The organism is Micromonospora sp. NPDC047557, assembly GCF_043205095.1.
In the GTDB taxonomy this organism is placed as follows: domain Bacteria; phylum Actinomycetota; class Actinomycetes; order Mycobacteriales; family Micromonosporaceae; genus Micromonospora.
Window position 1 is genome coordinate 231,874 of record NZ_JBIDDK010000004.1, and the last position, 24,537, is coordinate 256,410.

Annotated in this window: 23 protein-coding genes; 8 read left to right on the top strand and 15 right to left on the bottom strand. The window is 73.9% G+C overall.

Features of this window, described 5'->3' with window-relative positions; all coding sequences use genetic code 11:
- Window positions 1–9 precede the first annotated feature (9 nt).
- From ACGGAQ_RS13870 to ACGGAQ_RS13890, 5 genes are all read right to left on the bottom strand, one after another.
- Window positions 10–1,005: an ABC transporter ATP-binding protein gene (locus tag ACGGAQ_RS13870; protein WP_393048385.1), complete on the bottom strand. Its 996-nt coding sequence runs from the start codon at window positions 1,003–1,005 to the stop codon at window positions 10–12.
- A gap of 1 nt (window position 1,006) precedes the next feature.
- The gene (locus ACGGAQ_RS13875) at window positions 1,007–3,712 is read right to left on the bottom strand and encodes an FtsX-like permease family protein (protein WP_393048388.1); all 2,706 of its coding nucleotides are present in this window, start codon (window positions 3,710–3,712) and stop codon (window positions 1,007–1,009) included.
- Window positions 3,709–6,906 carry an FtsX-like permease family protein gene (locus tag ACGGAQ_RS13880; RefSeq protein ID WP_393048391.1) on the bottom strand — a complete coding sequence of 1,066 codons (3,198 nt, stop codon included), beginning with the start codon at window positions 6,904–6,906 and terminating at the stop codon, window positions 3,709–3,711. Before ACGGAQ_RS13880 ends, ACGGAQ_RS13875 begins: the two co-directional genes overlap by 4 nt.
- A 143-nt stretch (window positions 6,907–7,049) precedes the next feature.
- On the bottom strand, window positions 7,050–7,265 hold the full coding sequence (locus ACGGAQ_RS13885) for a helix-turn-helix transcriptional regulator (RefSeq protein WP_030336216.1): 216 nt from the start codon (window positions 7,263–7,265) through the stop codon (window positions 7,050–7,052).
- Window positions 7,265–7,744: a DUF2975 domain-containing protein gene (locus tag ACGGAQ_RS13890; RefSeq protein WP_393048394.1), complete on the bottom strand. Its 480-nt coding sequence runs from the start codon at window positions 7,742–7,744 to the stop codon at window positions 7,265–7,267. The genes ACGGAQ_RS13885 and ACGGAQ_RS13890 overlap by 1 nt, the downstream gene beginning before the upstream one ends.
- A 96-nt stretch (window positions 7,745–7,840) precedes the next feature.
- Between ACGGAQ_RS13890 and ACGGAQ_RS13895 the strand changes: the two genes are divergently transcribed.
- Window positions 7,841–8,353, top strand: a complete 513-nt coding sequence (locus tag ACGGAQ_RS13895) for a DUF402 domain-containing protein (protein WP_393048397.1) — start codon at window positions 7,841–7,843, stop codon at window positions 8,351–8,353.
- Window positions 8,354–8,503: 150 nt separating this feature from the next.
- On the opposite strand, the gene ACGGAQ_RS13900 is transcribed toward ACGGAQ_RS13895, so the two are convergent.
- On the bottom strand, window positions 8,504–9,754 hold the full coding sequence (locus ACGGAQ_RS13900; RefSeq protein WP_393048400.1) for a DUF222 domain-containing protein: 1,251 nt from the start codon (window positions 9,752–9,754) through the stop codon (window positions 8,504–8,506).
- A gap of 192 nt (window positions 9,755–9,946) precedes the next feature.
- Window positions 9,947–10,972, bottom strand: a complete 1,026-nt coding sequence (gene ligD / locus ACGGAQ_RS13905) for a non-homologous end-joining DNA ligase (protein ID WP_354858123.1) — start codon at window positions 10,970–10,972, stop codon at window positions 9,947–9,949.
- A 47-nt stretch (window positions 10,973–11,019) separates the two neighbouring features.
- Here ligD and msrB point away from each other — a divergent pair, with 47 nt between their 5' ends.
- Window positions 11,020–11,424 carry a peptide-methionine (R)-S-oxide reductase MsrB gene (gene msrB, locus ACGGAQ_RS13910; protein WP_139582112.1) on the top strand — a complete coding sequence of 135 codons (405 nt, stop codon included), beginning with the start codon at window positions 11,020–11,022 and terminating at the stop codon, window positions 11,422–11,424.
- A 9-nt stretch (window positions 11,425–11,433) separates the two neighbouring features.
- On the opposite strand, the gene ACGGAQ_RS13915 is transcribed toward msrB, so the two are convergent.
- The 3 genes from ACGGAQ_RS13915 to ACGGAQ_RS13925 form a co-directional block, all read right to left on the bottom strand.
- On the bottom strand, window positions 11,434–12,021 hold the full coding sequence (locus ACGGAQ_RS13915; protein WP_393048403.1) for a DUF305 domain-containing protein: 588 nt from the start codon (window positions 12,019–12,021) through the stop codon (window positions 11,434–11,436).
- A 62-nt stretch (window positions 12,022–12,083) separates the two neighbouring features.
- Entirely contained in the window at window positions 12,084–12,830 is a 747-nt protein-coding gene (locus tag ACGGAQ_RS13920) for a lytic polysaccharide monooxygenase (protein ID WP_393048406.1), read from the bottom strand.
- Window positions 12,831–12,939: 109 nt separating this feature from the next.
- Window positions 12,940–13,215 (bottom strand): isoamylase early set domain-containing protein, encoded by a 276-nt coding sequence (locus tag ACGGAQ_RS13925; protein WP_393048409.1) that lies wholly within the window; start codon window positions 13,213–13,215, stop codon window positions 12,940–12,942.
- A gap of 156 nt (window positions 13,216–13,371) precedes the next feature.
- Between ACGGAQ_RS13925 and ACGGAQ_RS13930 the strand changes: the two genes are divergently transcribed.
- The 4 genes from ACGGAQ_RS13930 (at window position 13,372) to ACGGAQ_RS13945 (ending at window position 16,488) form a co-directional block, all read left to right on the top strand.
- A complete protein-coding gene (locus tag ACGGAQ_RS13930) occupies window positions 13,372–13,632 on the top strand; it encodes a hypothetical protein (RefSeq protein ID WP_007456992.1) in 261 nt (86 codons plus the stop codon).
- 179 nt (window positions 13,633–13,811) lie between these two features.
- A complete protein-coding gene (locus ACGGAQ_RS13935) occupies window positions 13,812–14,756 on the top strand; it encodes a DMT family transporter (protein WP_393048411.1) in 945 nt (314 codons plus the stop codon).
- 24 nt (window positions 14,757–14,780) lie between these two features.
- Window positions 14,781–15,236 carry a GNAT family N-acetyltransferase gene (locus tag ACGGAQ_RS13940; RefSeq protein WP_393048414.1) on the top strand — a complete coding sequence of 152 codons (456 nt, stop codon included), beginning with the start codon at window positions 14,781–14,783 and terminating at the stop codon, window positions 15,234–15,236.
- Between the two features lie 118 nt (window positions 15,237–15,354).
- Window positions 15,355–16,488 carry a lytic polysaccharide monooxygenase gene (locus ACGGAQ_RS13945; protein WP_393048415.1) on the top strand — a complete coding sequence of 378 codons (1,134 nt, stop codon included), beginning with the start codon at window positions 15,355–15,357 and terminating at the stop codon, window positions 16,486–16,488.
- A gap of 51 nt (window positions 16,489–16,539) precedes the next feature.
- On the opposite strand, the gene hemQ is transcribed toward ACGGAQ_RS13945, so the two are convergent.
- Genes hemQ through hemE form a run of 3 tightly spaced genes read right to left on the bottom strand, consistent with a single transcriptional unit; the run spans window position 16,540 to window position 19,752 of the window.
- A complete protein-coding gene (gene hemQ, locus ACGGAQ_RS13950) occupies window positions 16,540–17,241 on the bottom strand; it encodes a hydrogen peroxide-dependent heme synthase (protein ID WP_354858136.1) in 702 nt (233 codons plus the stop codon).
- The gene (gene hemG / locus ACGGAQ_RS13955; RefSeq protein ID WP_393048418.1) at window positions 17,238–18,647 is read right to left on the bottom strand and encodes a protoporphyrinogen oxidase; all 1,410 of its coding nucleotides are present in this window, start codon (window positions 18,645–18,647) and stop codon (window positions 17,238–17,240) included. Before hemG ends, hemQ begins: the two co-directional genes overlap by 4 nt.
- A gap of 7 nt (window positions 18,648–18,654) precedes the next feature.
- Window positions 18,655–19,752 (bottom strand): uroporphyrinogen decarboxylase, encoded by a 1,098-nt coding sequence (hemE, locus tag ACGGAQ_RS13960; RefSeq protein ID WP_393048421.1) that lies wholly within the window; start codon window positions 19,750–19,752, stop codon window positions 18,655–18,657.
- Between the two features lie 149 nt (window positions 19,753–19,901).
- Here hemE and ACGGAQ_RS13965 point away from each other — a divergent pair, with 149 nt between their 5' ends.
- Window positions 19,902–20,474 carry a DUF3000 domain-containing protein gene (locus ACGGAQ_RS13965; RefSeq protein WP_393048424.1) on the top strand — a complete coding sequence of 191 codons (573 nt, stop codon included), beginning with the start codon at window positions 19,902–19,904 and terminating at the stop codon, window positions 20,472–20,474.
- Between the two features lie 27 nt (window positions 20,475–20,501).
- On the opposite strand, the gene ACGGAQ_RS13970 is transcribed toward ACGGAQ_RS13965, so the two are convergent.
- A complete protein-coding gene (locus tag ACGGAQ_RS13970; RefSeq protein WP_393048426.1) occupies window positions 20,502–21,446 on the bottom strand; it encodes a hypothetical protein in 945 nt (314 codons plus the stop codon).
- Between the two features lie 167 nt (window positions 21,447–21,613).
- Window positions 21,614–22,918: a trypsin-like peptidase domain-containing protein gene (locus ACGGAQ_RS13975; protein WP_393048429.1), complete on the bottom strand. Its 1,305-nt coding sequence runs from the start codon at window positions 22,916–22,918 to the stop codon at window positions 21,614–21,616.
- A 209-nt stretch (window positions 22,919–23,127) separates the two neighbouring features.
- Here ACGGAQ_RS13975 and ACGGAQ_RS13980 point away from each other — a divergent pair, with 209 nt between their 5' ends.
- A complete protein-coding gene (locus ACGGAQ_RS13980) occupies window positions 23,128–24,453 on the top strand; it encodes a ribonuclease D (protein ID WP_393048431.1) in 1,326 nt (441 codons plus the stop codon).
- Window positions 24,454–24,537 lie beyond the last annotated feature (84 nt).

A 24,537-nucleotide genomic window follows, 5' to 3' on the forward strand; every position in this document is an offset into this window, starting at 1 on the left:
CCCGAGGGCTCACGCCCGTGCCTCCCGCTCGTCCGAGGCCCGGTCACCGGGCCGTACCTGCACGTGGTCGGGCTCCAGATCGAGCCGGACCCGCTCTTTCAGCGACAGCGCGTCGACGAACGCGGCCGGCAACTGCATCCGGCCGTTGCGGTCCAGCACCGCGTACTCCTCGCTGACCAGTTCGGTGTTGCCGTCCGCGCCGACGCGCGCGGTCCGGCGTACCTCGGAGGCGGTTCGGCCGTCGCGGATCGCGACGGTCCGGCGGACCTGGGTGGCCACGGCGTGGTCGTGGGTGACGACGACGATGGTCACGCCCAGTTCGGCGTTGATGGTGCGCAGCGCCGCGAAGACCTCCGCACCGGTGGCCTCGTCCAGTTCACCGGTCGGCTCGTCGGCGAAGAGCACCTCCGGGTCGTTGGCCACCGCCACCGCCACCGCGCACCGCTGCTGCTCACCGCCGCTGAGCTGACCCGGCCGGCGGTCCGCGCAGTAGCCCACGCCGACCATGTCGAGCAGTTCCCGGGCCCGTTCCCGGCGGGCCTTACCGCCGCGCCTGCCGGCCAACTGCATCGGCAACTCGACATTCTCCAGCGCGGTCAGGTACGGCAGCAGGTTGCGGCCGGTCTGCTGCCAGACGAAACCGACCAGTTCCCGCCGGTAGCTCAGCCGCCGCTTGGCCGACAGCGAGAGCAGGTCGTAGTCGGCCACCCGGGCGATGCCGGCGGTCGGCGTGTCCAGACCGGAGAGGATGTTGAGCAGGGTCGACTTGCCCGAGCCGGACGCGCCGACGATCGCCACCAGCTCACCCCGGTCGATGACCAGGTCCAGACCCTGCAGGGCGACGACCTCCACCCCCTCGGTCTTGAAGATGCGCACCAGACCATCGCAGACGATGTGTCCGCGCAGTCGGTCCTGCCCGCCGGCCCGCTCGGCAGCGCGTTGCGCGGCCCGCTGCTGCAGGGCGGCCAGGTCGGGCACCAGTGGAGTCTGTGCGGTAACGGTCATCTCAGCTCTCCTCTCCGAGCCGGAGCACCTCACCGAGGCGCAGCCGGCGGTTGTTCAGGGCCTCGACGGCGACCGCGAAGCCGAGGGCGACCGCCCCGAGGGCGAACACCGCGACGACCAGGCCGGGTTCGAACGCCACCCGGACCGGCACTCCGCCGGTGAACGCGGACAGGCCGAGCACCGGATTGAGCACCAGCGGGAGCACCGCGCCGACCAGCGCGCCGGTCAGCACCGACGCCCCGACGAGCGGGGCCAGCTCGACCAGCAGCAGCCCTCGCCACTGCCGGCGGGACAGGCCGAGGGTGCGCAGCCGGGACAGCACCTGCCCCCGGGCCCGCGCGCCGGCCAGCACGGTGAACGCGATGGCCAGCAGTCCGAGCACGGTGCCGCCGGCGGCGCCCGCCACGAACCCGAAGGCCAGCACGCCGTTGGCGCCACCGTCACCGAGGTCCCGTCGTACGCCCGCTCGGGTGTCGACGGTGACCCCGAGCGGCCGTTCCCGGCCGGTCACCGCACCCTGCTGCTGGTAGCGCAGCTGGCCCTGGTCACCGGCCTGGCGCAGCGCCTCCGCGTCGAGCCGGTCCCCGGCGACGAGCAGGCTGGTCGGCACCGGTGTGGTGTTCCGCGGCGGCAACGCCTGCCAGGGCAGGATGACGAACCGGCTGGTGCTCGCCGCCAACAGCGGGAAGCTGTCCTGGGCGCCGGCCACCCGGAACTCGTACCGCTGCCCCTGCACCGACACGAACGCCGAGCCCTGCAGGCCGGTCCGCGACAGGTCGGCGGCGACGGCCGGGGACACGATCGCGGGCAGCGGCCCCGGTTCGGCCCGGGCGGCGCGCAACGCGTCCGGCACCGTCACGTCCACCTCTGCGTCGCCGGCCACCCTGGCCAGTCCGGGGCCGTCGACCAGCAGCACCGTGGTCTGCCCGACCCGCGCGTCGGTGCCGGCCTCGTCGGTCGCCAGCCGCTGGTCCGGCTCGATCAGCACCGGGGTGGCGGCCTGGACGCCGGGCAGACCGGCCAGCGCCTCGACCGTGTCCGGGGCGAAACGTTCCCCTCGGATCACCGCGTCGGCGGGAACGATCCGCTCCACGGCCCGGTCGCGGCTGGCGGCGACGCCGGCGGCGACGACCGCGCAGAACGCCGCGGTGCCGATCGCCAGCACCACGACGACCAGCGGCGCGGCGACGGCGGATCGCCCGGCCCGCGCGGTGCCGAGGAAGGTCACGCTGCCGCGCGTCCGCGCGGCCAGCCGGCTGACCAACCGCAACGGCCAGGGGTACGCGCGCAGCGCGAGCACCGCCGCGGCGACCGCGAGCAGCACCGGCACGGACACCAGCAGCGGGTCCACCTCGCCGAGGGTGAGCCCGCGTCGGCGCAACAGCACCGCGGCGAGCCCGGCCAGCAGCAGCAGGAAGACCTCGACGGTGAGCCGGCGCGCCGACGGGCGCACCCGGACCAGGTCCCGGCGAGCGACACCGCCGCCCTGCGTCGCCAGCGTCGCCAGCGGCAGCGCCAGGGTGACCAGCACGGTCGCCGCCGCGGCGTACCGGGCGGTCGGATCCGGAGCGCCGGGGAACAGGGTGCCGAGCAACCAGCCGACCAGGGCGGCGACCGGCACCACCAGCAGTGACTCGGCCAGACTGCGCCGGGCGCCGGCGGTGGCGGCGCCACCACGGGCACGGATCAACGCGAACTCCGAGCGGCGCCGGCGGGTGGCCAGGATGGCCGCGAGCACGATCAAACCGGCCAGGGTGGCCAGCACACCCGCGCCGATGACCGCGAGCAGGGTGCGGGCGGCGTCCACCTGGGCGGCGAACGCCCGCAGCGGGACGTCGACGCCGATGGTCAACGCGAAGCCCGGCGGAACGGTGCGCTGCATCTCCTGCAGGCCGCCGATCAGCTGGTCCAGAGCGCGTGCGTCGATCCGGTCGACGCCCAGTCGGTACCGCCACTCGGACTGGATCGGCCAGCCCTCCGTGGCCCGCTTGTTCATGGCGGACTGGGCGATCACGCCGGTGATGGTGAACGGGTCACCGTCGCCTTCCGGTTCGATGATCCGTAGCAGCTGCGGCAGTCCGTCCCACATCCCGCCCGCGCTGTCGACGGGTCGGAACAAGCCGGACACCACCAGAGGTTTGGGGTTGCCGAAGGTACCCGCGAGGTCGACCGTGCCGATGCGCAGCCGGCTGCCGGCACGCAGGTTGAGCTTGCGGGCCACGTCGACGTCGAGCGCGACCTCGATCGGCCGGTCCGGGATGTACGTCTCACTGGGCCAGGCGCCCTCGACGAGGGTGCTGGCGTCCTGAACGCCGGGCATGGCCCGCAGGCCCAGGTCGACCAGCAGGTTGCGGGCCGCGAGGTCCGGCCCGACCAGGCGGGTCGGCGGAAGGTCCACCCGGTACCACCGCTCGGTGACCGCCGAGCGCACCTGCGGCGGCATCGCCGCGACCAGGGCGTCGAATCGCTCCTGCGCTTCTGCCAGTGCCGTCTTCGTCGTGGGAACGGCGGAGTTCGACGTGTACGAAAGGTCCCGGCGGGCGGCAGGCTCGCTGGTGAGTTGCGCCCGCAACCCCTGTTCGGCGAGCCGGTTGACGAGTCGGGGCACTCCGCTGACCAGCAGGGTGACCACCAGGGTCAGCACCGCCAGAAGCAGGAACTGCCCGCCGTACGCCCGGACCCGGCGGGCGGCCGCGCCGACGCTCATCGTTCTCCCCCGATTCGCAGCTGCACCGCCGCCACCCGCTGACGGATGCCGGCGGCGATGAACGCGCTGAAGGCGAGCGCCGCCAGCAGCAGGCCGACCGCCGTCAGGCCGATGGGCACCCAGGGCAGCGCGAAGGCCGCCGGGGGCACCGGCCGGCCGGCGGCCGGGGTGAGGATGACCAGCGGAGCCATGGTGGCCCCGACCGCGGCGCCGAGCAGCAGCCCAACCCCGACGCCGATGCCGGCCAGGAAGGTCTGCTCGGCCAGCAACGCCCGGGCCAGCAGCCGAGGTGTCGCGCCGAGGGTGTGCAGCACCGCGAACTCGCCGAGCCGGCGCCGGGCGGTGGCCCACACGTCGACCATGAGACCGACCAGGGCGAGCAGCACCGCCCCGAGCGCGGCGGCGAGCATCCCCGTCCGCGACCCGCGCCAGTACGGGTCGTCGGCGGCGGCCTCGATCACGGCACGCCGGTCGAGGACGGTGACGCCGGCCAGCTCACCAGTGGCGCGGGCCGCAGCCGCCGGGTCGTCGGCGCCGATCCACCACTCTGGCACCGGCCGGATGGTTCCGCCGGAGCGGATCAGCGCGTCGACCGCCGTGGGCAGGTCGAGCAGCACGCCCTCGCCGGTGGTGGTCGGCACGGAGTCCAGTTCACCGAGCAGCCGGGCCGGCACGGACGCGCCGGAGAGGGTCAGGGTGAAGGTGTCGCCGGTGTGCAGGCTCAACGCGTCCCGTACTCCGGCGGTCATCAGCACCGGAACGGGTGCGATCTGCCCGGCGGGCACGATGGCGAACCGGGTGGGCGGTTGGTAGGCGAACTGCCCGCCGGGGATCACCTCCACCGGGAAGCTCGCGGCGACCCCCGTCGCGGTGACCCGCGCCGCAGCGGGCGCCTGGTTGCCATCCTGACGGCCGGTCGTCGTGCTCCAGTCCCCGGTCAGCTCGGCGGGTCGCTTGGTGCCGTCCGCAGCGACGAGCGTCAGCCCGTCCACCTGGAGCCGGTACGAGTTCCCGGCCGCCGCCCCGCCGTCGGCCTCGAAGCCGGCGAGGCGCAGCCGTGCCGGGCCCACGTCGGGCAACCGCACGGTGAACGGCGCGGCCCGTCCGTCGCTTGTGGCGTTGACCGCCGGCAGCCGGAAGGCCAGCCCGTCGGTGCTGGTGACCAGCAGCGCCACCGCGATCTGCAGCGGCCGCACGGCCTGGTCGACGGGGGTGCGAGCCGTGCCGGTGATCGCACGGGTGCCGACTGGCAGTTCGACGCCGGCGGGGGCGCCGCGGGCGGCGACCATCCGTTGGTACTGCGTCGACACCGGCTCGTCGCTGAGCCGGTCGGCGAGCCGGACGACGCCTGCCGCGCTGGCCGGGTCGAATCCGATCACGGTGACGGGCAGGTCCGCGCGGCCGACGCGTACCTCGTCGCGCCACGCCGGCACTGCCCGATGCACACCCGGCAGCGCGGCGAGCTGACCGGCCCGGGTCGACGGGGCGGCGCCGGCCCGCTCGGTCACCCGCAGGTCGGCACCGACCGTGTGGCCGGCCTGCTCGACCTGGGACCGCTCCCCCGTGCTGACCAGTGACCAGGCCAGGGTGCTCCCGCCGACGGCGAGGGCGAGCAGCAGCACGGGCCCGGCGTGCGGACGACGGCCGGCCTGCCACATGCCGAACATGGTGGCCGTCCACGGCCGCCGGTCGACGAACCGCTCGGCGAACCGGGTCAGCGGCGGGAGCACCCGCAGCGCCAGCACGGCCCCGGCCAGCACACCGAGGGTCGGGGCGGCCACCAGCAGCGGGTCGAGCCCGAGGCGGCCGTTCGAGCCGGCCAGCGGTGAGGCGTACCGGCGCAGTTGCACCCAGGCGAGCACGGCGAGTGCGACAAGCACCAGGTCGACACTGGCCCGCTGGATGCTCGCCGACCGGTTTGGTCGGGACCGGGCGGCCATGTCGGCCACGTACGTGCCGGCCCCCCGCAGCGTCGGCGCGACCATGGCCACCAGGCATCCGGCGGCGGTCGCCGCGGCGGCCGCCCAGATCAGGGTGGTGTTGCCCCCCGCGGCAGACAGCTCCGCCGCCCCGCCGGGCCGGACGAACCGCAGCGCCTCCCCGGCGATCACCGGCCCGAGCAGGGCGGCCGGAGCCACCACGAGGGTCGCCTCCCGGGCGGCCAGGCCCGCGAGTTGGCTCCGGGCAGCGCCCCGGGCGCGCAGCAGCGCGGTCTGTGGCCGACGGTCCTCGTGCAGCAGTGCGGCGACCAGCACCAGCGCGTAGCCGCCGAGCACCAGGATGAGCAGCAGCGGGGTGGCCAACGCGGAGCGTCCCACCAGGTCGGCGCGGGCGATCCGGTCGAGCAGTTGGTCCATCTTCGTCAGGGACTGCGCCGAGCTGCCGAGTTGGGCGGCCTCCGGCACCGCCGTCGAGGCCGCGTTCACGGCGGCCCGCACCGCGGGCAGGTCACCGGCGTCGACGCCGCCGAGGTCCGGTTCGGCCAGCCAGGACGCCGTCACCGAGCCTGGGAAGGCGGTCGCGAAGTCGGCCGGGTCCAGCGCGAACGGCCCGTACGAGGTGGCCGACCCGGCGCTGCCCGCACCCACACCGGGGGCCAGCAGCCAGTACGCCTCGGTCGGGTCGCGGGGCCGCCAGGTGCCGGCGAGCACCACCTCGCTGGCCTTCTCGGTGGAGCGGTCCCGCAGCGGGATCCGCTCGCCGGTGGTCAAGCCAAGTGTCGTGGCGACCCGTTCCGGCAGACTCACCTGGACGGGTTTCACTCCGGGACGCGGCCACGCTCCGCTGGTCAACTCGGCGTGCGCGGCCAGGTCGTCGAGGGTGGCCAGGTTCGCGAAGATCGGCTCGTCGCCCGTGCGCGGCACCGAGCCGAGGTCGCCGGTCAGCTCCCGGCCGGTGCCGTACCGGGCCCCGGCGACGGTGACCGGGACCCCGGCGAGCCCGTCGGCGAACTCGGCCCGTGCCGCCTGGTCGCGGGTGGCGAACTCGGCGGCGTCACGCCCGCCGGCGCCGCTGATCAACAGGCCGCGCTCCTCGGCCGGCGACGCGGCGACCAGCGCCCGCTGCCCGGCGTCCACCGCCCGGCGGTTGTAGTCGGACAGGCCGGTGACCAACGCTACGGCCACCAGGGCGGCGATCACCGCGGCAACCAGCAGACCCCGCGCCTCGCGGGCCCGCCTCCACACCAGCTTCATCCGACGCCTCCCCGGGCCCTGGCGGGCCGACGACCTTCAAGACAGGTCACCTACGGGGAAAGGTTCGCGCCCGTTACATGATCGTTATTACGAGTACGGTCGGTGCGGTCACGTTCCGCACAAGACAGCGGCGATGACGTACCTCATGGGGTCTCCTCCTCGACCCACTCGAGCAGGTCTCCGGGCTGGCAGTCGAGCACTCGGCACATCGCTTCCAGGGTGCTGAAGCGGACGGCCTTGGCGCGGCCGTTCTTCAGCACCGCCACGTTCGCCGGGGTGAGCCCGACGCGCTCGGCGAACTCGCCGACGCTCATCTTGCGCTTGGCCAACTCGACGTCGATGCGGACGACGATGGGCATCAGATCACCGCTTCCATGTCGGTGCGCAGCGTGGTGGCCTGCCGCAGCAGCGCGCGCATCACGACCATGAGGAGCCCGAGCACCGTGACGCCCATCGTCAACAGGAACAGCAGGATCGGGCCGCCCGGGTCGTCGGCGTTGAACCCGACGTAGAGGAAGACGCCCACCAGCACCAACCAGCCCGCGCCGATGGCCCACACGATCAGGTCGACCCACCTCAGGGACGCCTCGGTGAAGATCCGGTCGTCCTTGACCAGGCTGAGCAACTTCCAGGTGCATACGATCACCACCTGGACGCACAGCACCCAGAACACCGCCACGGCGGTCAGCGGCCACCGCAGGTAGGCGTGCTCCGGCGACTCCTGGGCCAGGTGCGCGAACTGCCCGGGCAGCGAGAAGGTCTGGAATCCGATCAGGACCACGAACAGCACCACAAGGACGACTCGGAGAGCCGCTACCGCTCGACGTTCAACAGCCATGCATCGAGTTTCGCTCGTTACCTATCGAAAGTCAATCGTTCGCGCACGCGCGCCCGGCTTCCGGCGGCACCACTGTCACCTAGCTAGGGTGCGTCCGTGAGCATCGGAGAGACCCGCGACAGCGTGCGGCTCAGCAAGGTCAAGCGTCCGGGTGGGGTCTTCTGGTTCGATCTCCAACAGGTCGCGCAGGACGATGCGGGAACGTGGCTACGAGGCCCGGTCGGTTCGCCGTGGGCCGCTCCACGCGACGGTGGCGGCCTGTCCGTGCCGATAGTGGTGCTGCTGGCCGAGGGTCGCCCGTGGGTGGCATGGTGGGTCGGCGACCCCGCCGATCGGCGGCTGGAGATCGACGTGTGCCTTCCGCCGGAGGCCGTCGAAGCGGGTTGGCGATATGTCGATCTTGAGCTGGATCCCGTGCGTCACGAGCGCGACGGGCGTGTGGAGATCGAGGATTGGGACGAGTTCGAACAGGCGTGCCGGCATGGCTGGATGACGCCGGACGACGCGACGCTTGCGCAGACCACGGCCGAGCGCTGCGCGGAGGTGCTTCGGCAGGGGACGGATCCCTGGCTGAGGCGCGGGTGGGACATGCTTAGCCAGTCGCCGTGAATCCGCGCGATCCGGTGTGCGCGCTTCGACCCGCCGTGAACCCGCCTCGGCGTGCTGGATCTGCCCCCTTGCCCGAGGGGACGCGCGCATCGGCCTCGCGGACGTCACGTCCGCCGTTCGCGGCGACGAGGAGCCGTGGGAACCGATTGGCTACGTTCGTCGGTGGTAGTGGTTGCGGCGTGGGAGCTGGTCGGGGTCGAGCCAGGCCGGCGGCACGAACTCCGGGTGCCCGTCGCCGCCGAGGCGGACGGCCCAGTCGCTCTGATGGACGTGTCGGTGGTGGTGGCCGCAGAGCAGGACGGCGTTGTCGAGGCTGGTCGGGCCGCCATCGACCCAGTGCCGGATGTGGTGGGCGGCGCACCAGCGCGGTGGTCGGTCGCAGCCCGGGAACGCGCAGCCGCCGTCCCGGAGGACCAGGGCTCGACGCAGCGGACCAGAGATGAGACGGCGCTGTCGACCCACATCGAGAACCTGGCCGGCGCCGCCCAGCACGGCGGGCAGAATGGCGGCATCGCAGGCGAGTCGACGCACTGACTCGGGGGTGAGGTGCGGGCCGATGTCGAGGGCACCGGCATCCAGTTGCCGCGTCAGGCCGTCGTAAGTGGTGGTGACGACGACCTGGGCGGGATCGCCGCCGTGCTCGGGCAACTCACCGGTACGCAGTGCGAGCCGGCACACGTCGGCGAGAGCATCGTGGCGGCGCTGCCCGGGGCTTCGGCTGTCGTCGGGCCCGGAGGGCGCGGTGAGCGGGTCTATGGCGGCGCGCAGCAGCGCGGCGGCCTCCGCGTCGAGCGTGCCGGCGACCCGCAGCCGACCGCCGGTCTGCTCGGAGATGGTGACGTGCCGGTCGCGGGCGGCTCGGGCGGCGTCGGCCTTCAAGGCCGCCGCAGCGGCGGCATCGGCGAGGTCGGGGGCGACGTGGTCGAGGATCCGAGTGCCCATCTTGCGCAGCAGGGTGGGATCGAACTGCTCGGCCCACTCCACCAGCACGCCGACGGCCTTGTCGGCGACCTCCACGCCCGCCGAGGCCGACACGGTCGCGGCCGTGTCGACGATGACCCGGGCCTGCTCGACGCTGACCGCCCCATCCGCCAGGGCGGCCCGCACGCCGGGCGGTGCCACGTCGAGCGAGGCAGCGAGCCCGACCAGTCGACGGGCGGCGGCGACGTCGAGGCGCAGGCGGTGGCGCAGCCACACCGCCGTCGAGGACGCGCCCTGCGCTACCGGGGTGCCCCGACCGTCCAACTCCCGCACGACCGCCAACTGCACCGACGCCAGCCGCTGCGCGAGCCGGTGCGCGGCATCGAGCGCCGCGATCAGATCGTGCTCGGAGAGAGCCCACGTGGCGGCGTCGGTGCAGGTCGCCACCGCACTCTCCGCCCGCGCCAACTCATCGATCACCCGCAAATTTTAGAACGGGTGTACGACAACTTCGGGTTCCTCGCCGGACCGAACGCCGCCCGAGCGAGCAACGTCCTCAGCCGTCGGCCAACCCCGGCCGATGCTCCCGGATCCAGGCCATCACGTCCGACGTCCGCCAGACCTTTCTCTGCACCAGATCGGCCACCGGCTCCGGGAAGTTCCGGTGGCTGGTCAGGCGCTCTCGCGCTTGGCGCGGCTGGGCTGCACGCGCTTGGGTTCGCCGGGCATCTTGGGGTGGTCCGGTGGGTACGGCAGGTCGCCCTGGCCGGCCGCGGCGTCGCGCTCGGCCCACTCCAGCAGGGGCGTGATGTCCCACGGGGCGTCGTCGATGCCGGCGTGCGGGTCGCCCTGCTCGGCGAGGCGGGTCGGGACGCTGCGCAGGTCGAAGTCGTCCGGGTCGACGTCGGGCAGCTCGTCCCAGGTGACCGGGGTGGAGACGGTGGCCCGTGGGTTGGCCCGCAACGAGTACGCGCAGGCGATCGTCCGGTCCCGGGCCATCTGGTTGTAGTCGACGAAGACCCGGGTGCCGCGCTCCTCCTTCCACCAGGCGGTGGTCACCAGGTCGGGGTTGCGGCGCTCCACCTCCCGGGCCAGCGCGATGGTGGCGCGACGCACCTCGGTGAACGTCCAGCGGGGCTGGATGCGCAGGTAGACGTGCACGCCGCGACCCCCGGAGGTCTTCGGCCAGCCGGTCGCGCCCAGCTCGTCGAGCAGCGCGCGGACCTCCCCAGCGGCCCGCGCCGCGTCGGCGAAGTCGGTGCCGGGCTGCGGGTCGAGGTCGATGCGCAGCTCGTCGGGGCGATCCACGTCGGCGGCGCGCACCGGCCACGGGTGGAAGACGATCGTGCCCATCTGCGCCGCCCAGGCCACGTGCGCCAGGTCGGCGGGGCAGAGTTCGGCCGCGCTGCGACCGCTCGGGAAGGTGATCTGGGCGGTGGTCACCCAGGGCGGCACGCCCCGGGTGGGCACCCGCTTCTGAAAGAACGCCTCACCCTCGATGCCCTCGGGGAAGCGTTGCAGCGTGGTGGGCCGGTCCCGCAGGGCGCGCATGATGCCGTCGCCGACCGCCAGGTAGTAGTGGAAGACGTCCGCCTTGGTGAACCCCCGCTGCGGGAAGATCACCCGGTCCGGACTGCTCAGCCGTACGCTGCGCCCGGCCACCTCGACCTCGGCGACCGCTGCCTTGGTGCCACCCATCCCGCGACCATATGCCACGCCCCCGACGTTCGACGTACCGTTGACGGGTGAGTCTCGACGACAACAACCTGCCCAAGACCGAGGACGAGTGGCGTGTCCGCCTGAGCCCCGAGGAGTTCCACGTCCTGCGGGAGGCCGGCACCGAACGCCCGTGGACCGGCGAGTACGTGGACACCAAGACCCAGGGCGTCTACCACTGTCGGGCCTGCGGTCTGGAACTCTTCTCCAGCGACACGAAGTTCGACTCGCACTGCGGGTGGCCGAGCTTCGACGACGCCATCCCGGGCCGGGTCAAGGAGATCGAGGACCGCAGCCTCGGCATGGCGCGTACGGAGATCCGCTGCGCCCGCTGCGACAGCCACCTCGGGCACGTGTTCCACGGCGAGGGCTTCACCCCGAAGGACACCCGGCACTGCGTCAACTCGATCTCGGTACGGCTGGAACCGCGCTGACTAGCGCGCTCAGGGCGTACCCCTGAGCAGCTCGACCTCGGCGCTGCGGGACTTGTCGATCCGCCGGGCCAGGTCGCGGACCCGCTCGTTGCGGCCGACGCCGACCTGGGCCCGGGCCAGGTCGGCGGCGGCCCGCTGGTGGTCGGCGAGGACCTCGCGCAGCACCCGGTCGACGTCGGCGTCCGACGCGGCCCGCAGCCGGTCGAGCGCGGTGTCGTCGCCGTGCCCGGCGTGGTCGTGCCCGGCCGCGCTGACGCCCGGCCCGCTGGTGGGCAGCCAACCGCGCATGGCCGACAGCTCGTCGGCCTCGGTCGCCTCGATGGCGGCGGCCAGGGTGCGCAGCGCGTCGTCGCGCAGCCGGTCCCGGACCAGCCGGACGATCTGCACCGTGCGTTCGCTGTGCCCGATCATCGTGCTCAGGAACACCACGTCGATGCCGCTCATCTCGGCTCCGGCCGGCGGTGCTCCGGCCGCCGCGGGCCCGGCCGCCGCCGACGCGGCCGGGGACGCGGGGGCCGGCGGGACCGGGGACGGCCCGGCGCAGGCGGTGAGCAGCGACGCGGCGACCAGGCACGTCAGCAGGATTGCGCGGGGCATGCCGGGGGCTCCGATCATCCGGGGACGGCGACACGGGTGCGGCCGGGGCCGCACCCGTGCGGTCAGACCTGCTGCCAGAGCGCCGGCACGTTCGGCGGCTCCCAGCCGGGGATCGCCGTGTGGGCCTGCCGGCAGCGGTACGTCAGTCCGCCGTAGGTGACCTGGTCGCCGACCTGGTACGCCCGGCCGGCAGCCCAGGTGCCACCCGCCGGGGGCGGGGTCGTCGGCGCCGTGGTCGGGCTGGTGGTCGGCCGCGGCGTGGGTGAGGTGGTCGGCGTGGGGGTGGGCGTCGACCCGCCGCCGCCGATCTGCACGTCGATGCAGGAGTAGAACGCGTTCGCGGTGTCGGCGATGTTCCACACGGCGAGGATCTTCTGCCGGCCGGAGAAGCCGCCCAGGTTGACGGTGTGCGAGACCGTCGCGCCCGGCTGCTGCCCGTTGCCGTTGACCACGCCGACGCGGGTGTTGCCGATCCAGTACTCCCAGTTGCTGGTGGCGTGCCGGGCGGTGTTGACCCAGGTGAAGGTCAGTGAGCTGCCGACCGACGTGGCCGGCCAGCCCCGACTGTCGTCGTTGAGGACGGCGAACTGGGCGATGCCGGCGTTGCAGCTCTTCAGACCCTTGGGCCCTTCGACGCTCTGCGGCTCGTACTTGATCTGCCCGCAGTCGGGCACTCGGCCCTGCGCGCAGAGCGCCTGGCGGCTCGGTGGGGCGGAGACGTAGCCGTGCGCCTGGGCGGGCGCGGCGACGGTGAGGGTGGCGGCGACAGCGCCCGCCGCCACCAGCGGGACGGTGATTCTTCGACGCATGGGGGCAGCTCCTTCTCCAGGTGCGGTGAGGTGCCCCCAAGGTAATTTAAACTTTATTAACAGTAAAGAGCGCCGTCGATAAATACATCGATGGTGACGACTTCGCTCCTCAGAGTCGTAGCAGGCTGCCGCCGTCGTCGACCACGTCGGCCGTCTCGTCGTCGAGCCAGACCCCGCCGCTGGCGAGATAGCGGAACCGGTACTCCCCCGGGCCGAGCTTCACCGTCACCGTCCGGGTGCCGTCACGGCGGGCCACCAACTCGTGCCGGCCGGGCTCCCAGTCGTTGAAGGAGCCCACGACGCTCACCGGGCCGGGCGGGGCGTCCCGTGGGAGGCAGAACGTCACCCGGGTCTGGCTGCCGAAGAGCTTGTTGCGTTTGATCATGGCGATCCTCCGGGGGTCACGGCGGTTCATCGGACCTAACGGACGACACGCCGGAGCCGACACGCCGCCAGGCCCGACCAGCTGGCGGTAATTCGCCCGCCGCCGCCCTCCCTGGGGCACTCTGGGGACACATGTCCTGATACGGGGGGTTTTTCGGTGGCAACCTGCGAGGTCTGCGGCAACGACTACTGGATGGCGTTCGAGGTGCACACCGTGAGCGGTGACGTGCACACCTTCGACTCGTTCGAGTGTGCGATCCACCGCATGGCACCCATCTGCGAACACTGCCAGATCAAGATCGTCGGGCACGGCGTGGAGGTCAACGGCCGGTTCTTCTGCTGCGGCCACTGCGCCCGCGCGGTCGAAGGCGCCGAGGGCGCCGAGATCCGCGACGCCGTCGGCGCCCGCCCCGCCTGACCGCGCGTCCTGCGGTACGGTCGCCCGATGCGGCCACTGCTGGGCGTCCTGCCCCCGCCGCGCTCCTGAGCGGAGCGCCGCGCCCCACGCCGACCGGGTGACCGACCCGGGCCGGCCAGTTCGCCGTACGCGCTCCGTCGACGTCGTCCCCGTCAACGTCACCCCACCGGAGCGCACCCGTGTCCACGTCCCGTACCGCGCCGCCGGCCGCCCCGGCCCCGGCCGCCCTGAAGGCCCGCACCGGCCTGATCCAGATCACCGTCACCGGAGTCCTGTGGGGCACCACAGGCGTGGCGGTGCAACTGCTGCGCGAGGGCACCGGGCTCAGCCCGGTGAGCATCGGCTTTTTCCGCCTCGCGATCGCCGCGCTCGTCCTGCTGGCGTGCACCGCCGGCCGGCTCCGCACGCTCCCGGCCGCCCTGCGCGCGGCACCCGTACCGCTGCTGCTCACCGGCGTCGGCCTCGGCCTCTACCAGGCGCTCTACTTCGCCGCCGTGGCGCTCGCCGGGGTCAGCGTGGCCACCGTGGTGAGCCTGGGCCTGGCGCCGGTGCTCGCCGCGACCTGGGAGTCGCTGCGGGCCCGCCGGCTCCCCGGCCCGGTACGCCTCGGCACCCTGGTCACCGCCGTGGCCGGGCTCGCCCTGATCACCGGGGCCACCGCCGAGCCCACCACGGCCGCGCCGGCCCCGCTGCTGGGCCTGCTCGCGGCCGCCGGGTCCGGCCTCGGGTACGCGGTGACGACCCTGATCAGCCGCCAGGTGTCGCAGCACACCGCACCGATGACACTGACCACCATCTCCACCGTGGTCGGCGCGCTGACCCTGGCGCCGATGGCACTTGTCGCCGGCGTCGCCGTCGACGTACGCCTCGACACCCTGGCGCTGCTGCTGCACCTCGGCGTCGTCACCACCGCCGTGGCGTACGCGCTGTTCTACGCCGGGCTGCGCACGACCGCGGGCAGCGTCGCGGCCGTCCTGACCCTGCTCGAACCGCTGACGGCGGCGGCGCTGGCCGTGGCGCTGCTGCACGAGCCACTGCCGCTGCCGGTGCTCGTCGGCGGCGCGCTGCTGCTCACCGCCGTGGCCGCCACGTACCTCGCACCGACCCGCGGGGACGCCGCGTGAGCCGACCCGGCCTACCATCGGTGCGTGCCCCAGCAGACCACCGAGATCCGGGCGGCCGGGTTCGCCGACCTGGACGCCCGCACCTTCCACGACCTGCTCAAGCTGCGCATCGACGTGTTCGTGGTGGAGCAGAACTGCCCCTACCCCGAGCTCGACGGGCGGGACGTCGAGCCGGGCACCCGCCACCTCTGGTTGACCGACGGCGGCGCGCCGCTGGCGTACCTGCGGATCCTCGCCGACCCCGACGGCACCGCCCGGATCGGTCGGGTGGTGGTGGCCCCGCAGGCGCGCGGCGGCGGGCAGGCGGGCCGGCTGATGACGGCGGCGCTGGATCTGGTCGGCAACCGGCCCTGCGTGCTGGACGCCCAGTCGCACCTGGTCGATTTCTACGCCCGGCACGGCTTCGCGGTGAGCGGCCCGGAGTACGTCGAGGACGGCATCGGGCACACCCCGATGCGCCGCAAGGTCATTGACGTCTGACGATCGACCTGGCATCGTGCCGGGTAGAGCCAGCGCGGGAGCAACGCAGTAGGCACGGGAGCGGGCAACTCCCGGCTGTCCGGGTGTCGTCGTCCGACCTCATCCCCCCGGGGGCTCCATGTCCACTCTCGCCCGATCACCACGCGTGCTCCGGCCACTCGCCATCGCGGCGGCCGCCACGCTCCTGCTGACCACCGCGCTGAGCGTCGCGCTGGTCCAGCCCGCCTCCGCGCACGGCTCGGTCGTCGACCCGGCCTCGCGCAACTACAGCTGCTGGCAACGCTGGGGCAGCGATTTCCAGAATCCCCGGATGGCCACCGAGGACCCGATGTGCTGGCAGGCCTGGCAGGCCGACCCGCAGGCCATGTGGAACTGGAACGGGCTGTTCCGCGAGGGTGTGGCCGGCAACCACCAGGCCGCCGTCCCCAACGGTCAACTGTGCAGCGGCGGACGCACACAGAACGGTCGCTACAACGCCCTCGACACCGTCGGCGCGTGGAAGGCCACCCCGGTGTCGAACAACTTCCGGCTGCGCTTCTTCGACCAGGCCAGCCACGGCGCCGACTACATCCGGGTGTACGTGACCAAGCAGGGCTTCAACTCGTCGACCGAGGCGCTCGGCTGGGACGACCTCGAGCTGGCCGGCCAGATCGGCAACACCCCGGCGTCGCAGTGGAACCCGGACACCGGTGGCGTCTCCATCCAGATCCCGGTCAGCGCGCCGGGCCGCACCGGGCGGCACATCGTCTACACCGTCTGGCAGGCCAGCCACCTGGACCAGTCCTACTACCTGTGCAGTGACGTGGACTTCTCCGGCGGCACGAGCACGCCGCCGCCCACCACGCCGCCGCCGACGACCCCGCCGCCCACCACGCCGCCGCCCACCACCCCGCCCCCGAGCACGCCGCCCCCGAGCACGCCGCCGCCGGGCACTCCCGCGCCGGCCGGCGCCTGCTACGCCACGTACACGATCACCGGTCAGTGGGCCGGCGGCTTCCAGGCCGAGGTGAAGGTGACAGCGGGGGCCAGCTCGCCGACCCAGAGCTGGTCGGTGAGCTGGAACTTCAACAACGGGCAAAAGGTCGCGTCCGCGTGGAACGCCAACGTCACCACCAACGGCACACTGGTGACCGCGCGCAACGTGAACTACAACGGCGCCCTGGCCGGCGGAGCGAGCACCACGTTCGGCTTCCTCGGCTCGTGGACCGGCAGCAACCCCGTTCCACTGGTCTCCTGTACGAAGACCAGTTGATCCCCGTCCGGCGCCGCACCCGGGCGGGGGTGCGGCGCCGGCCGGCGGGGATCAGACCAGGCAGTTGACGATCTCGGCGACCGACCGGCGGCGGCCCGTGTAGAACGGGACCTCCTCGCGGACGTGCCGGCGGGCCCCGGAGGCGCGCAGGTCCCGCATCAGGTCGACGATCCGATGCAGCTCGTCGGCCTCGAACGCGAGCATCCACTCGTAGTCGCCCAGCGCGAACGACGCGACCGTGTTGGCGCGGACGTCCGGATAGCCGCGGGCCATCTTCCCGTGCTCGGCCAGCATCTCGCGCCGCTCGGCGTCGGGCAGCAGGTACCACTCGTACGAGCGCACGAACGGGTAGACGCACAGGTAGGGGCGGGCCTCCTCGCCGGCGAGGAACGCCGGGATGTGGCTCTTGTTGAACTCCGCCGGCCGGTGCAGCGCCATCTGCGACCAGACCGGGGTCAGCGCCCGGCCCAGCGTGGTGCGGCGGAACCGCAGGTACGCGTCCTGCAACGCGTCGCTCGACGCGGAGTGCCACCAGATCATCACGTCCGCGTCGGCGCGCAACCCGGAGACGTCGTACACGCCCCGGATCACCACGTCCTTGCCGGCCAGCTCGTCGAAGAGGGACTCGACCTCACCGGTGACGTTGTCCCGCAGGGACGGCAGTGGGGCGCTGGCCCGGAACACCGACCACATCGTGTAACGGATGCTGTCGTTCAGCTCCCGCAACCGGGCCGCGTTGGTCTGCTCGGTCATCTCGCCGATCCTCCCAGTGCTGTGATGATCTCGTCGGCCGCCGTCTCGCCGGAGCGGACGCAGACCGGTATGCCGACACCGTCGTAGCCGGCGCCGGCCAGGGCCACTGTGGGATGCGCGGCCCGCAGCGCCGTCCGCGCGGCGGTCACCCGGTCGGCGTGCCCCGGGGCGTACTGGGGCAACGCGCCGCCCCACCGCTGCACGTGCCCGTCGACCGGGGCGGGCAGCGGGCCGCCGAGCACCGCCGACAGCTCCCGGTGCACGGTGGCGGCCAGGTCCGCGTCCGGGCGCTGGAGCTGCGCCTCCTCGCCGTAACGGCCCACCGAGGCGCGCACCAGCGCCAGCCCGTCCGGCCGCCGCAGGTGCCCCCACTTCGTGGTGAAGAACGTGGCCGCCTTGATCAGCAGCCCTTCGGTGCTCGGCACCAGGAAGCCGGACAGCTCGGGCAGCGGCGGCTGCGGCAACGCCAGGGTGACCAGCGCGACGCTCGCGTAGTCCAGCTCGCCCACGGCCGAGGCGGCCACCGGGGCCGGGCCGGCGAGCAGCCGGGCCGCCGGCCTGGCCGGCACCGCCAGCACCACGGCGTCCACGTCAATGAGTTCCGGATCGCGGGTCGGGCCGACCGTCAGCCGCCAACCCGTGCCGGTCGGCGTGAGGTCACGCACCGCGGCGTCCCGTCGTACCGTCGCGCCGCTGGCCGTCACCGCCGCCTCGGCCAGGGTGCTGAGCCCACCGACCAGGGTGCCGAAGATCGGGGCGCCCGGCGCGCGCGGCGCGGCGGCCTGCGCTGCCCGGACCGCGCCGACCAGGGTGTGCTCCACCCGCGCGGCACGCGCCAGCGCCGGCATCGTGGTGACCAGCGACAGGTCGTCCGCGCGGCCCGCGTACACGCCGCCCAGCATGGGGTCGACCAGCCGGTCGACCACCTCGTCGCCGAAACGGGACCGGACCAGCGCGCCCACCGAGACGTCCGCGTCCGGGCCGACCAGCGGCCGGCCGCCGTCGGTGTCGGCGTCCGCGGCCGGGCGCGCGACCGTGGCCACCCGCTCCAGATCCCCGGGTACGCCCACCAGGGTCCCGCCCGGAATGGGGCGCAGCCCTCCGTCGACGACAAGCGCGGCCTGCCCGACGCTGGGGTGCACGATCTTCTCGGCCAGCCCGAGCCGGCGAGCCAACGACACCGCCGCGCTCTCGGCCCCGGTCGGGTCGCGCATCAGGAACGACTCGGCGCCGAACTCCACCGGCGCACCGGCCAACGTTCCGGTGCGCAGCTTGCCGCCCACCGCGCCGGACTGCTCGTACACCGTGATCTCGGTGCCCTCCGGCGCGCGGTCGCGCAGCCGGACCGCGGCGGCCAGCCCGGCGATTCCGCCGCCGACCACCGCCACCCGCCAGGGCTGCCGCATCGCCGTGTCAGCCCTGGTCGGCCCGGCGGCTGGAGACCTCGTGCACCAGCGCGACCACCCGGGTCAGCACGTCCGGGTCGGTCTCCGGCAGCACACCGTGGCCGAGGTTGAACACGTGCCCGGGGGCCGCCCGCCCCTGCGCCAGGATCCGACGCACCTCGGCCTCCACCACCGGCCACGGCGCGAGCAGCACGGTCGGGTCCAGGTTGCCCTGCACCGCCTTGTCCGGGCCGACCCGGTGCGTGGCCACGTCCAGCGGGGTACGCCAGTCGACGCCGACCACGTCAGCGCCGGCCTCGCCCATCGCGCCGAGCAGCTCGCCGGTGCCGACCCCGAAGTGGATGCGCGGCACGCCCGCGTGGGCCAGCCCGCTCAGCACGGCCGTCGAGTGCGGCAGCACGTAGCGGCGGTAGTCGGCCTCGGAGAGCGCGCCCGCCCACGAGTCGAACAGCTGCACGGCGGACACGCCGGCCTCGATCTGCACCCGCAGGAAGGCCAGCGTCACCTCGGCCAACCGGGCGCAGAGCGCGTGCCACAGCTCGGGATCGCCGTACATCAGCGCCTTGGTCTTCGCGTGGGTCCGCGACGGGCCGCCCTCGACCAGGTAGCTGGCCAGGGTGAACGGCGCGCCGGCGAAGCCGATCAGCGGGGTGTCGCCCAGCTCGACCACCAGTTGGCGGACGGCCTCGTCCACGTACGGGACGTCGTCGCGGCCGATCGGGCGGATCCGCTCGATGTCGGCGGCGGTACGGATCGGCTCGGCCACCACCGGGCCGGTGCCCGGCACGATGTCCAGGTCGATCCCGGCCGCGGCGACCGGCACCACGATGTCGCTGAACAGGATGGCCGCGTCGACCCCGTGCCGGCGCACCGGCTGGAGGGTGATCTCGGTGACCAGCTCCGGGCGACGGCAGGACTCCAGCATCGGCACGCTGGCCCGGATCTCCCGGTACTCCGGCAGTGAGCGGCCAGCCTGGCGCATGAACCAGACCGGGGTGTGCGGGCCGGGCCGACGCCGACAGGCCCGGATGAAGGGCGAGTCGGCCGGGCCGCCGGGGCGCGGGTGTCCGTCTCGGGCGGCAGTGCCCGTGGTGTCCGTGGTCATCGCCGCAATCGTGCCACGCCGCCAGACCCCAGCCCGCCGCGGGTGAACGGAAGGGGACGCACCTAACGTCCGTCGCGCGGCCGGGCGGTCGGGGTACGTGTCGGCGCGCCGTCGAAGCGGGTGGGCCGACGGCGGCATAGGCTGCCGACATGGCCCCCCCGATCGCGCTCCCGGAGACCTTCGCCCGCGCGGTCGCCGGGCTGCGGTCACCGGCACCCCGACCGGAGATCACCCTCGAGGAGGTCGGCGCTCCCCAGCGGCTCGCGCCGTTCACGTTCGCGCTCTCCGCGACGGTGCTGCGCGACGGCGACGAGGTGGCCACCGGCCGGCTGATCCTGCTGCACGACCCGGCCGGGCACGAGGCCTGGCAGGGCACGCTGCGGCTGGTCACGTACGTGACGGCGGAGTTGGAGGTCGACCTCGCCGCCGACCCGCTGCTCCCCGGGGTCGGCTGGACGTGGCTGACCGACGCCCTCGACACCCAGGACGCGGGTCACCGGGCGATCGGCGGGACGGTCACCCAGACCATGTCGACCCGGTTCGGTGACCTCGCCGGGCCACCGACGGCCGGCGACATCGAGATACGCGCCTCCTGGACGCCCGTCGACGACGACCTCGCCCCCCACCTGCTCGGCTGGTGCACCCTGCTCGCCTCGACGGCCGGCCTGCCCCCACCCGGGGTCACCGCCCTGGCCGACCGCCGTCCGGCCGCCACCGCCTGAAACCCCGGCGGCGGCCGGCACAGCGGATCAGAGGTAGTTCTCCGCCTCGTCGCACACCTTGTCGAGGCCCTTCATCGCCGCGTCGTACTTGCTTCTGTTGCCGGCCGCCGCCGCACCCAGCGCGGTGGTCAGCTTGTCCAGGCAGCTCGCGATGACCTTCTTCTGCCGGGCCTGCTCGTCGCGGTCGTTGCGGGTGCCGGTCAGGTCCTGCTCGGTGTTGTCGAGCTTGTCCTGCATGGCCTGCAGATCGGTCTTGAGCTTCCCGATCTCGGTGGTGTTGGCCGCGATGGTCCCGTCGCGCTGGCTGACCTGACCGGTGAGGCGCTTCTCGGTCCGGTTCAGCTCGTTGTTCTTGGTCACGAACAGCCCGGTCATCACCCCGCTGACCACGAAGAGCAGCGCGGCCACCAGGGCCAGCACCAGCACCGCGCGCCCCCGCCGCGGAGCCGCGGCAGCGCCGTACGGCGCCATCCCGGGCGGGCCCGACATGGGCTGCCCATACGCCGGGCCGGAGACCGGCGGCGCGGACATCGGCTGCCCGTACGCCGGACCGGAAACCGGCGGCGCGGACATCGGCTGCCCGTACGCCGGACCGGAAACCGGCGGCGCGGACATCGGCTGGCCGGCGTACGGCGGGGCGCTGGCCGGGTAGCCCGGCGTCTGCGGGGTGCCGTACTGCGGCTGCGCGGGCGCACCGTACTGCGGCGCGGCCTGGCCCGGCGCGTACTGCTGCGGCGGCGTGGGCTGGCCCGGCGCGTACTGCTGCGGCTGTGCCGTCTGGCCCGGCGCGTACTGCTGCGGCGCGGGCTGCCCGGCCGGGTACTGCACGGTCGCGTCGGCGCTGGCCGCGTGCTGCACCGTCGGGTCGGTGCCGGCCGCATGCTGCACCGTCGCGTCGGGGTCGGGCGAGCCGGCCGGCGGAGTCGGGGTGGCGGGCGGGAGACCCTCCGGCCCGGTCGGTGGCTGGGACATGTTCTTCCTCCAGGTGAGCAGGTCCTCCGCCGGTAGGCGCGACGGACCAGGTGCAGCGGCGGGATCGTCCGGGGCCGAGGACCCGGATGGGTCGGGGACGGCCGGGAGGCCGTCAGGCGCGAGCGGCCAGGGAGGCCGTCGGTGGCGCGAGCGGCCGGGGCCGCAGGTCAGCAGATCTTGAAACCGTCGCAGGCGACCTTGATCGGGATGGCGAGCCCGATGCCCTCGGCGTCACGAGCCTTGGCAGTGGCGATGCCGACCACCTGCTTGCTGCCGTTGATCACCGGGCCGCCGGAGTTGCCGGGGTTGATCGGGGCGTCGAACTGGATGGCCGGTCCGGAGCTGCCCTGCGCGGCGCGCAACGCGCTCACCACACCGGTCGTGACGCTGTCCTCCAGGCCGAGCGGAGCACCGACGACGATGATCTGCTGGCCCGACTTCACGGCGCTGGGCGCGGTGACCAGGCCGGCGAACTTGCCGGTCGCCCGCAGGTGCGCCACGTCGTTGGCCTTGTCGACCTTGACGATGGTGGCCGGGAAGCGCTGGTCCGTGCGCTCCAGGAAGACCTGCCGGCCGCCGCTCTCCCAGATCGACTCGACCACGTGGAAGTTGGTGAACAGGTTGGTGCCGCCACCGGCGGCCGGCTTGCCCACCGCGAACGCCGTGCCGGTGAACTGGCCGGCCCGCACCCTGAAGACGCTGGGCAGCACGGCGCTTGCCACCGCCTCGGGGTTGAACGCCGCCCCGGCCTGCTTCTCCAGCGCGTCCGTGCGCTGTTCCAGGCCGTCGAGGCGGGTCCCGTCGCCGTCCTGGGCCTGGGCCAACCGGCGGTCGGTGGCGGCGAGCCGGTCGCCGAGCCGGTCGAGCTGGTACGCCTGCAGGCCGGCCACGGCGGCCAGCGCGACGACGAGCAGCGCGGTGAGCACCACCGGCCAGCGACGCCGGGTGGGTCGCGCCGGCGGGGTGACGCCCGGCCAGCCGGGCTGGCCGGGGTGAGCCGCGGTGGGAAACGGCGGTGCGCTGGCCAGGTCACCGGCGGGCGGACAGCCGCCAGCGCCGTAGGCCGTGGGAGCGCCCGGGGCGTACGGTCCGGCGCCGTACGGCACCGGACCTGCCGCGTACGGCGCGGCGGGGCCGTGTCCAGCGGCGGGGCCGGGCGCGGCGGCCGTGCCGGGTGCGGCGGCAGGGCCCGGTGCGGCGGCCGTGGTGTGCGGGCCGGCCGGCACGGGCCCCTGGGGCGCCGCGCCCCATTGGCCGGCGTTGGGCGGGGCCGTCCAGCCGGCACGGGGCGCCGGGACGGCGGCGGAGGGCTCGACCCCGGGGCCCGGTGCACCGGGCCAGGTGGCGCCGATCTCCGGGTGCGGTTCGATGCGCGGCGGCAGGGGGCCCGGCCGTTCGGCCACCCGCCCGCTCACGTCGTCAGGCTCGGCGCCCGTTGGCCGTGCGTCCCCCGCACCGAAGCCAGCCGTCATGATCGTCTTGCCCTTCCCCGTGGTCGTGCGCTTGCGGCCACGGCCCAGGATCACCCGAGCAGGGCCGGCGGCTCGATGGACCGTACCTGCGCGAACGGGCTTTGTCTCCCCCGATGTCCGGCATCCGAAAGGACACCTTGCGGACACCTGAGGGACACACGCCGGACCGGCTGCACACGCCGGATCACGGCGCGCACTAGGGTTGGCAGGTGACCGACGAACCACCCCTGCGCCGTCGGCCCACCGAAGAACTCCCGGGACACGCACCCCAGCAGCCGCCGTCGGCCCAGCCGCAGCCGGCGGGCGAGGGGCCCGACCCGACCGACGGTGGGCCCGTTCCGCTGACCGCCCCCCGCGACGGCACCCCTGCTCCGGTGACCACCCCGGCCGAGCTCGCCGAGGTCGTGGCCCGGTTCGCGGCGGGCACCGGCCCGGTTGCCCTGGACGCCGAGCGCGCCTCGGGATACCGCTACAGCCAACGCGCGTACCTGGTGCAGCTGCGCCGTGCCGGCGCCGGCACAGCGCTTATCGACCCGCTGCCGCTGCCCGACCTCAGCGCTCTGGACGCGGTGATCGGCGAGGCCGAGTGGGTGCTCCACGCAGCCAGTCAGGATCTGCCCTGTCTGGCCGAGGTGGGGCTGCGTCCGCGCCGGCTGTTCGACACGGAACTGGCCGCTCGGCTGGCCGGGTTCGAGCGGGTCGGCCTGGCCGCGCTGACCGAGCAGCTACTCGGATTCACCCTGGAGAAGCATCACTCGGCGGCCGACTGGTCGAGTCGGCCGCTGCCCGAGTCGTGGCTGACCTACGCCGCACTCGACGTGGAGATGCTCACCGACCTCCGCGACGCGCTCGACGCCGAGCTGGCCCGGCAGGGCAAGTCGGCCTGGGCCGCGGAGGAGTTCGCCGCCCTGGTCCGGACGGGTGCCCGGCCACCCCGGGTCCGCGCGGAACCCTGGCGACGCACGTCGGGCATCCACCGCGTGCGCGGGGCGCGGGCCCAGGCCCGGGTCCGCTCGTTGTGGTACGCCCGGGACCAGATCGCGGCCCGGCGGGACGCCGCGCCCGGCCGGGTGCTGCCCGACTCGGCCATCGTCGCCGCGGCCGAGCTGGACCCGAAGGACGAGAAGACGCTGCTGACGCTGCCCGGCTTCGGCGGGCGGTCGGTCCGTCGGCTGGCCCGCACCTGGCTGGCCGCGCTCGACGACGCCCGGGAGTTGCCGGACGACGCGCTTCCGGTCACCCCGGCGGTGGAGGGCCCACCACCACCGCACCGGTGGGCCGAGCGGGACCCGGTGGCGGCCGGTCGCCTGGCCCGTTGCCGGGAGGCGGTGGTCCGTATCGCGGGCGAGCACAACCTGCCCCCGGAAAATCTGATCACCCCGGATTCGGTACGCCGTCTGGCGTGGAGCCCACCGGAGGAGATCACGGAGGACACGGTGGCGGAGTCCCTGCGCGGCTTCAACGCCCGCGAGTGGCAGATCGCCCTGCTGACCCCCGCTCTGACCCAGGCCCTGGCACCCAACCCCATCCCCTGACCCGCCCCCGCTCTCAGTTTGTGGGCTGTGCCACAGCGGGGGGCGGGCGGCAGGTTGGTTACTGGCGAGTAGCATCCGGGGTAA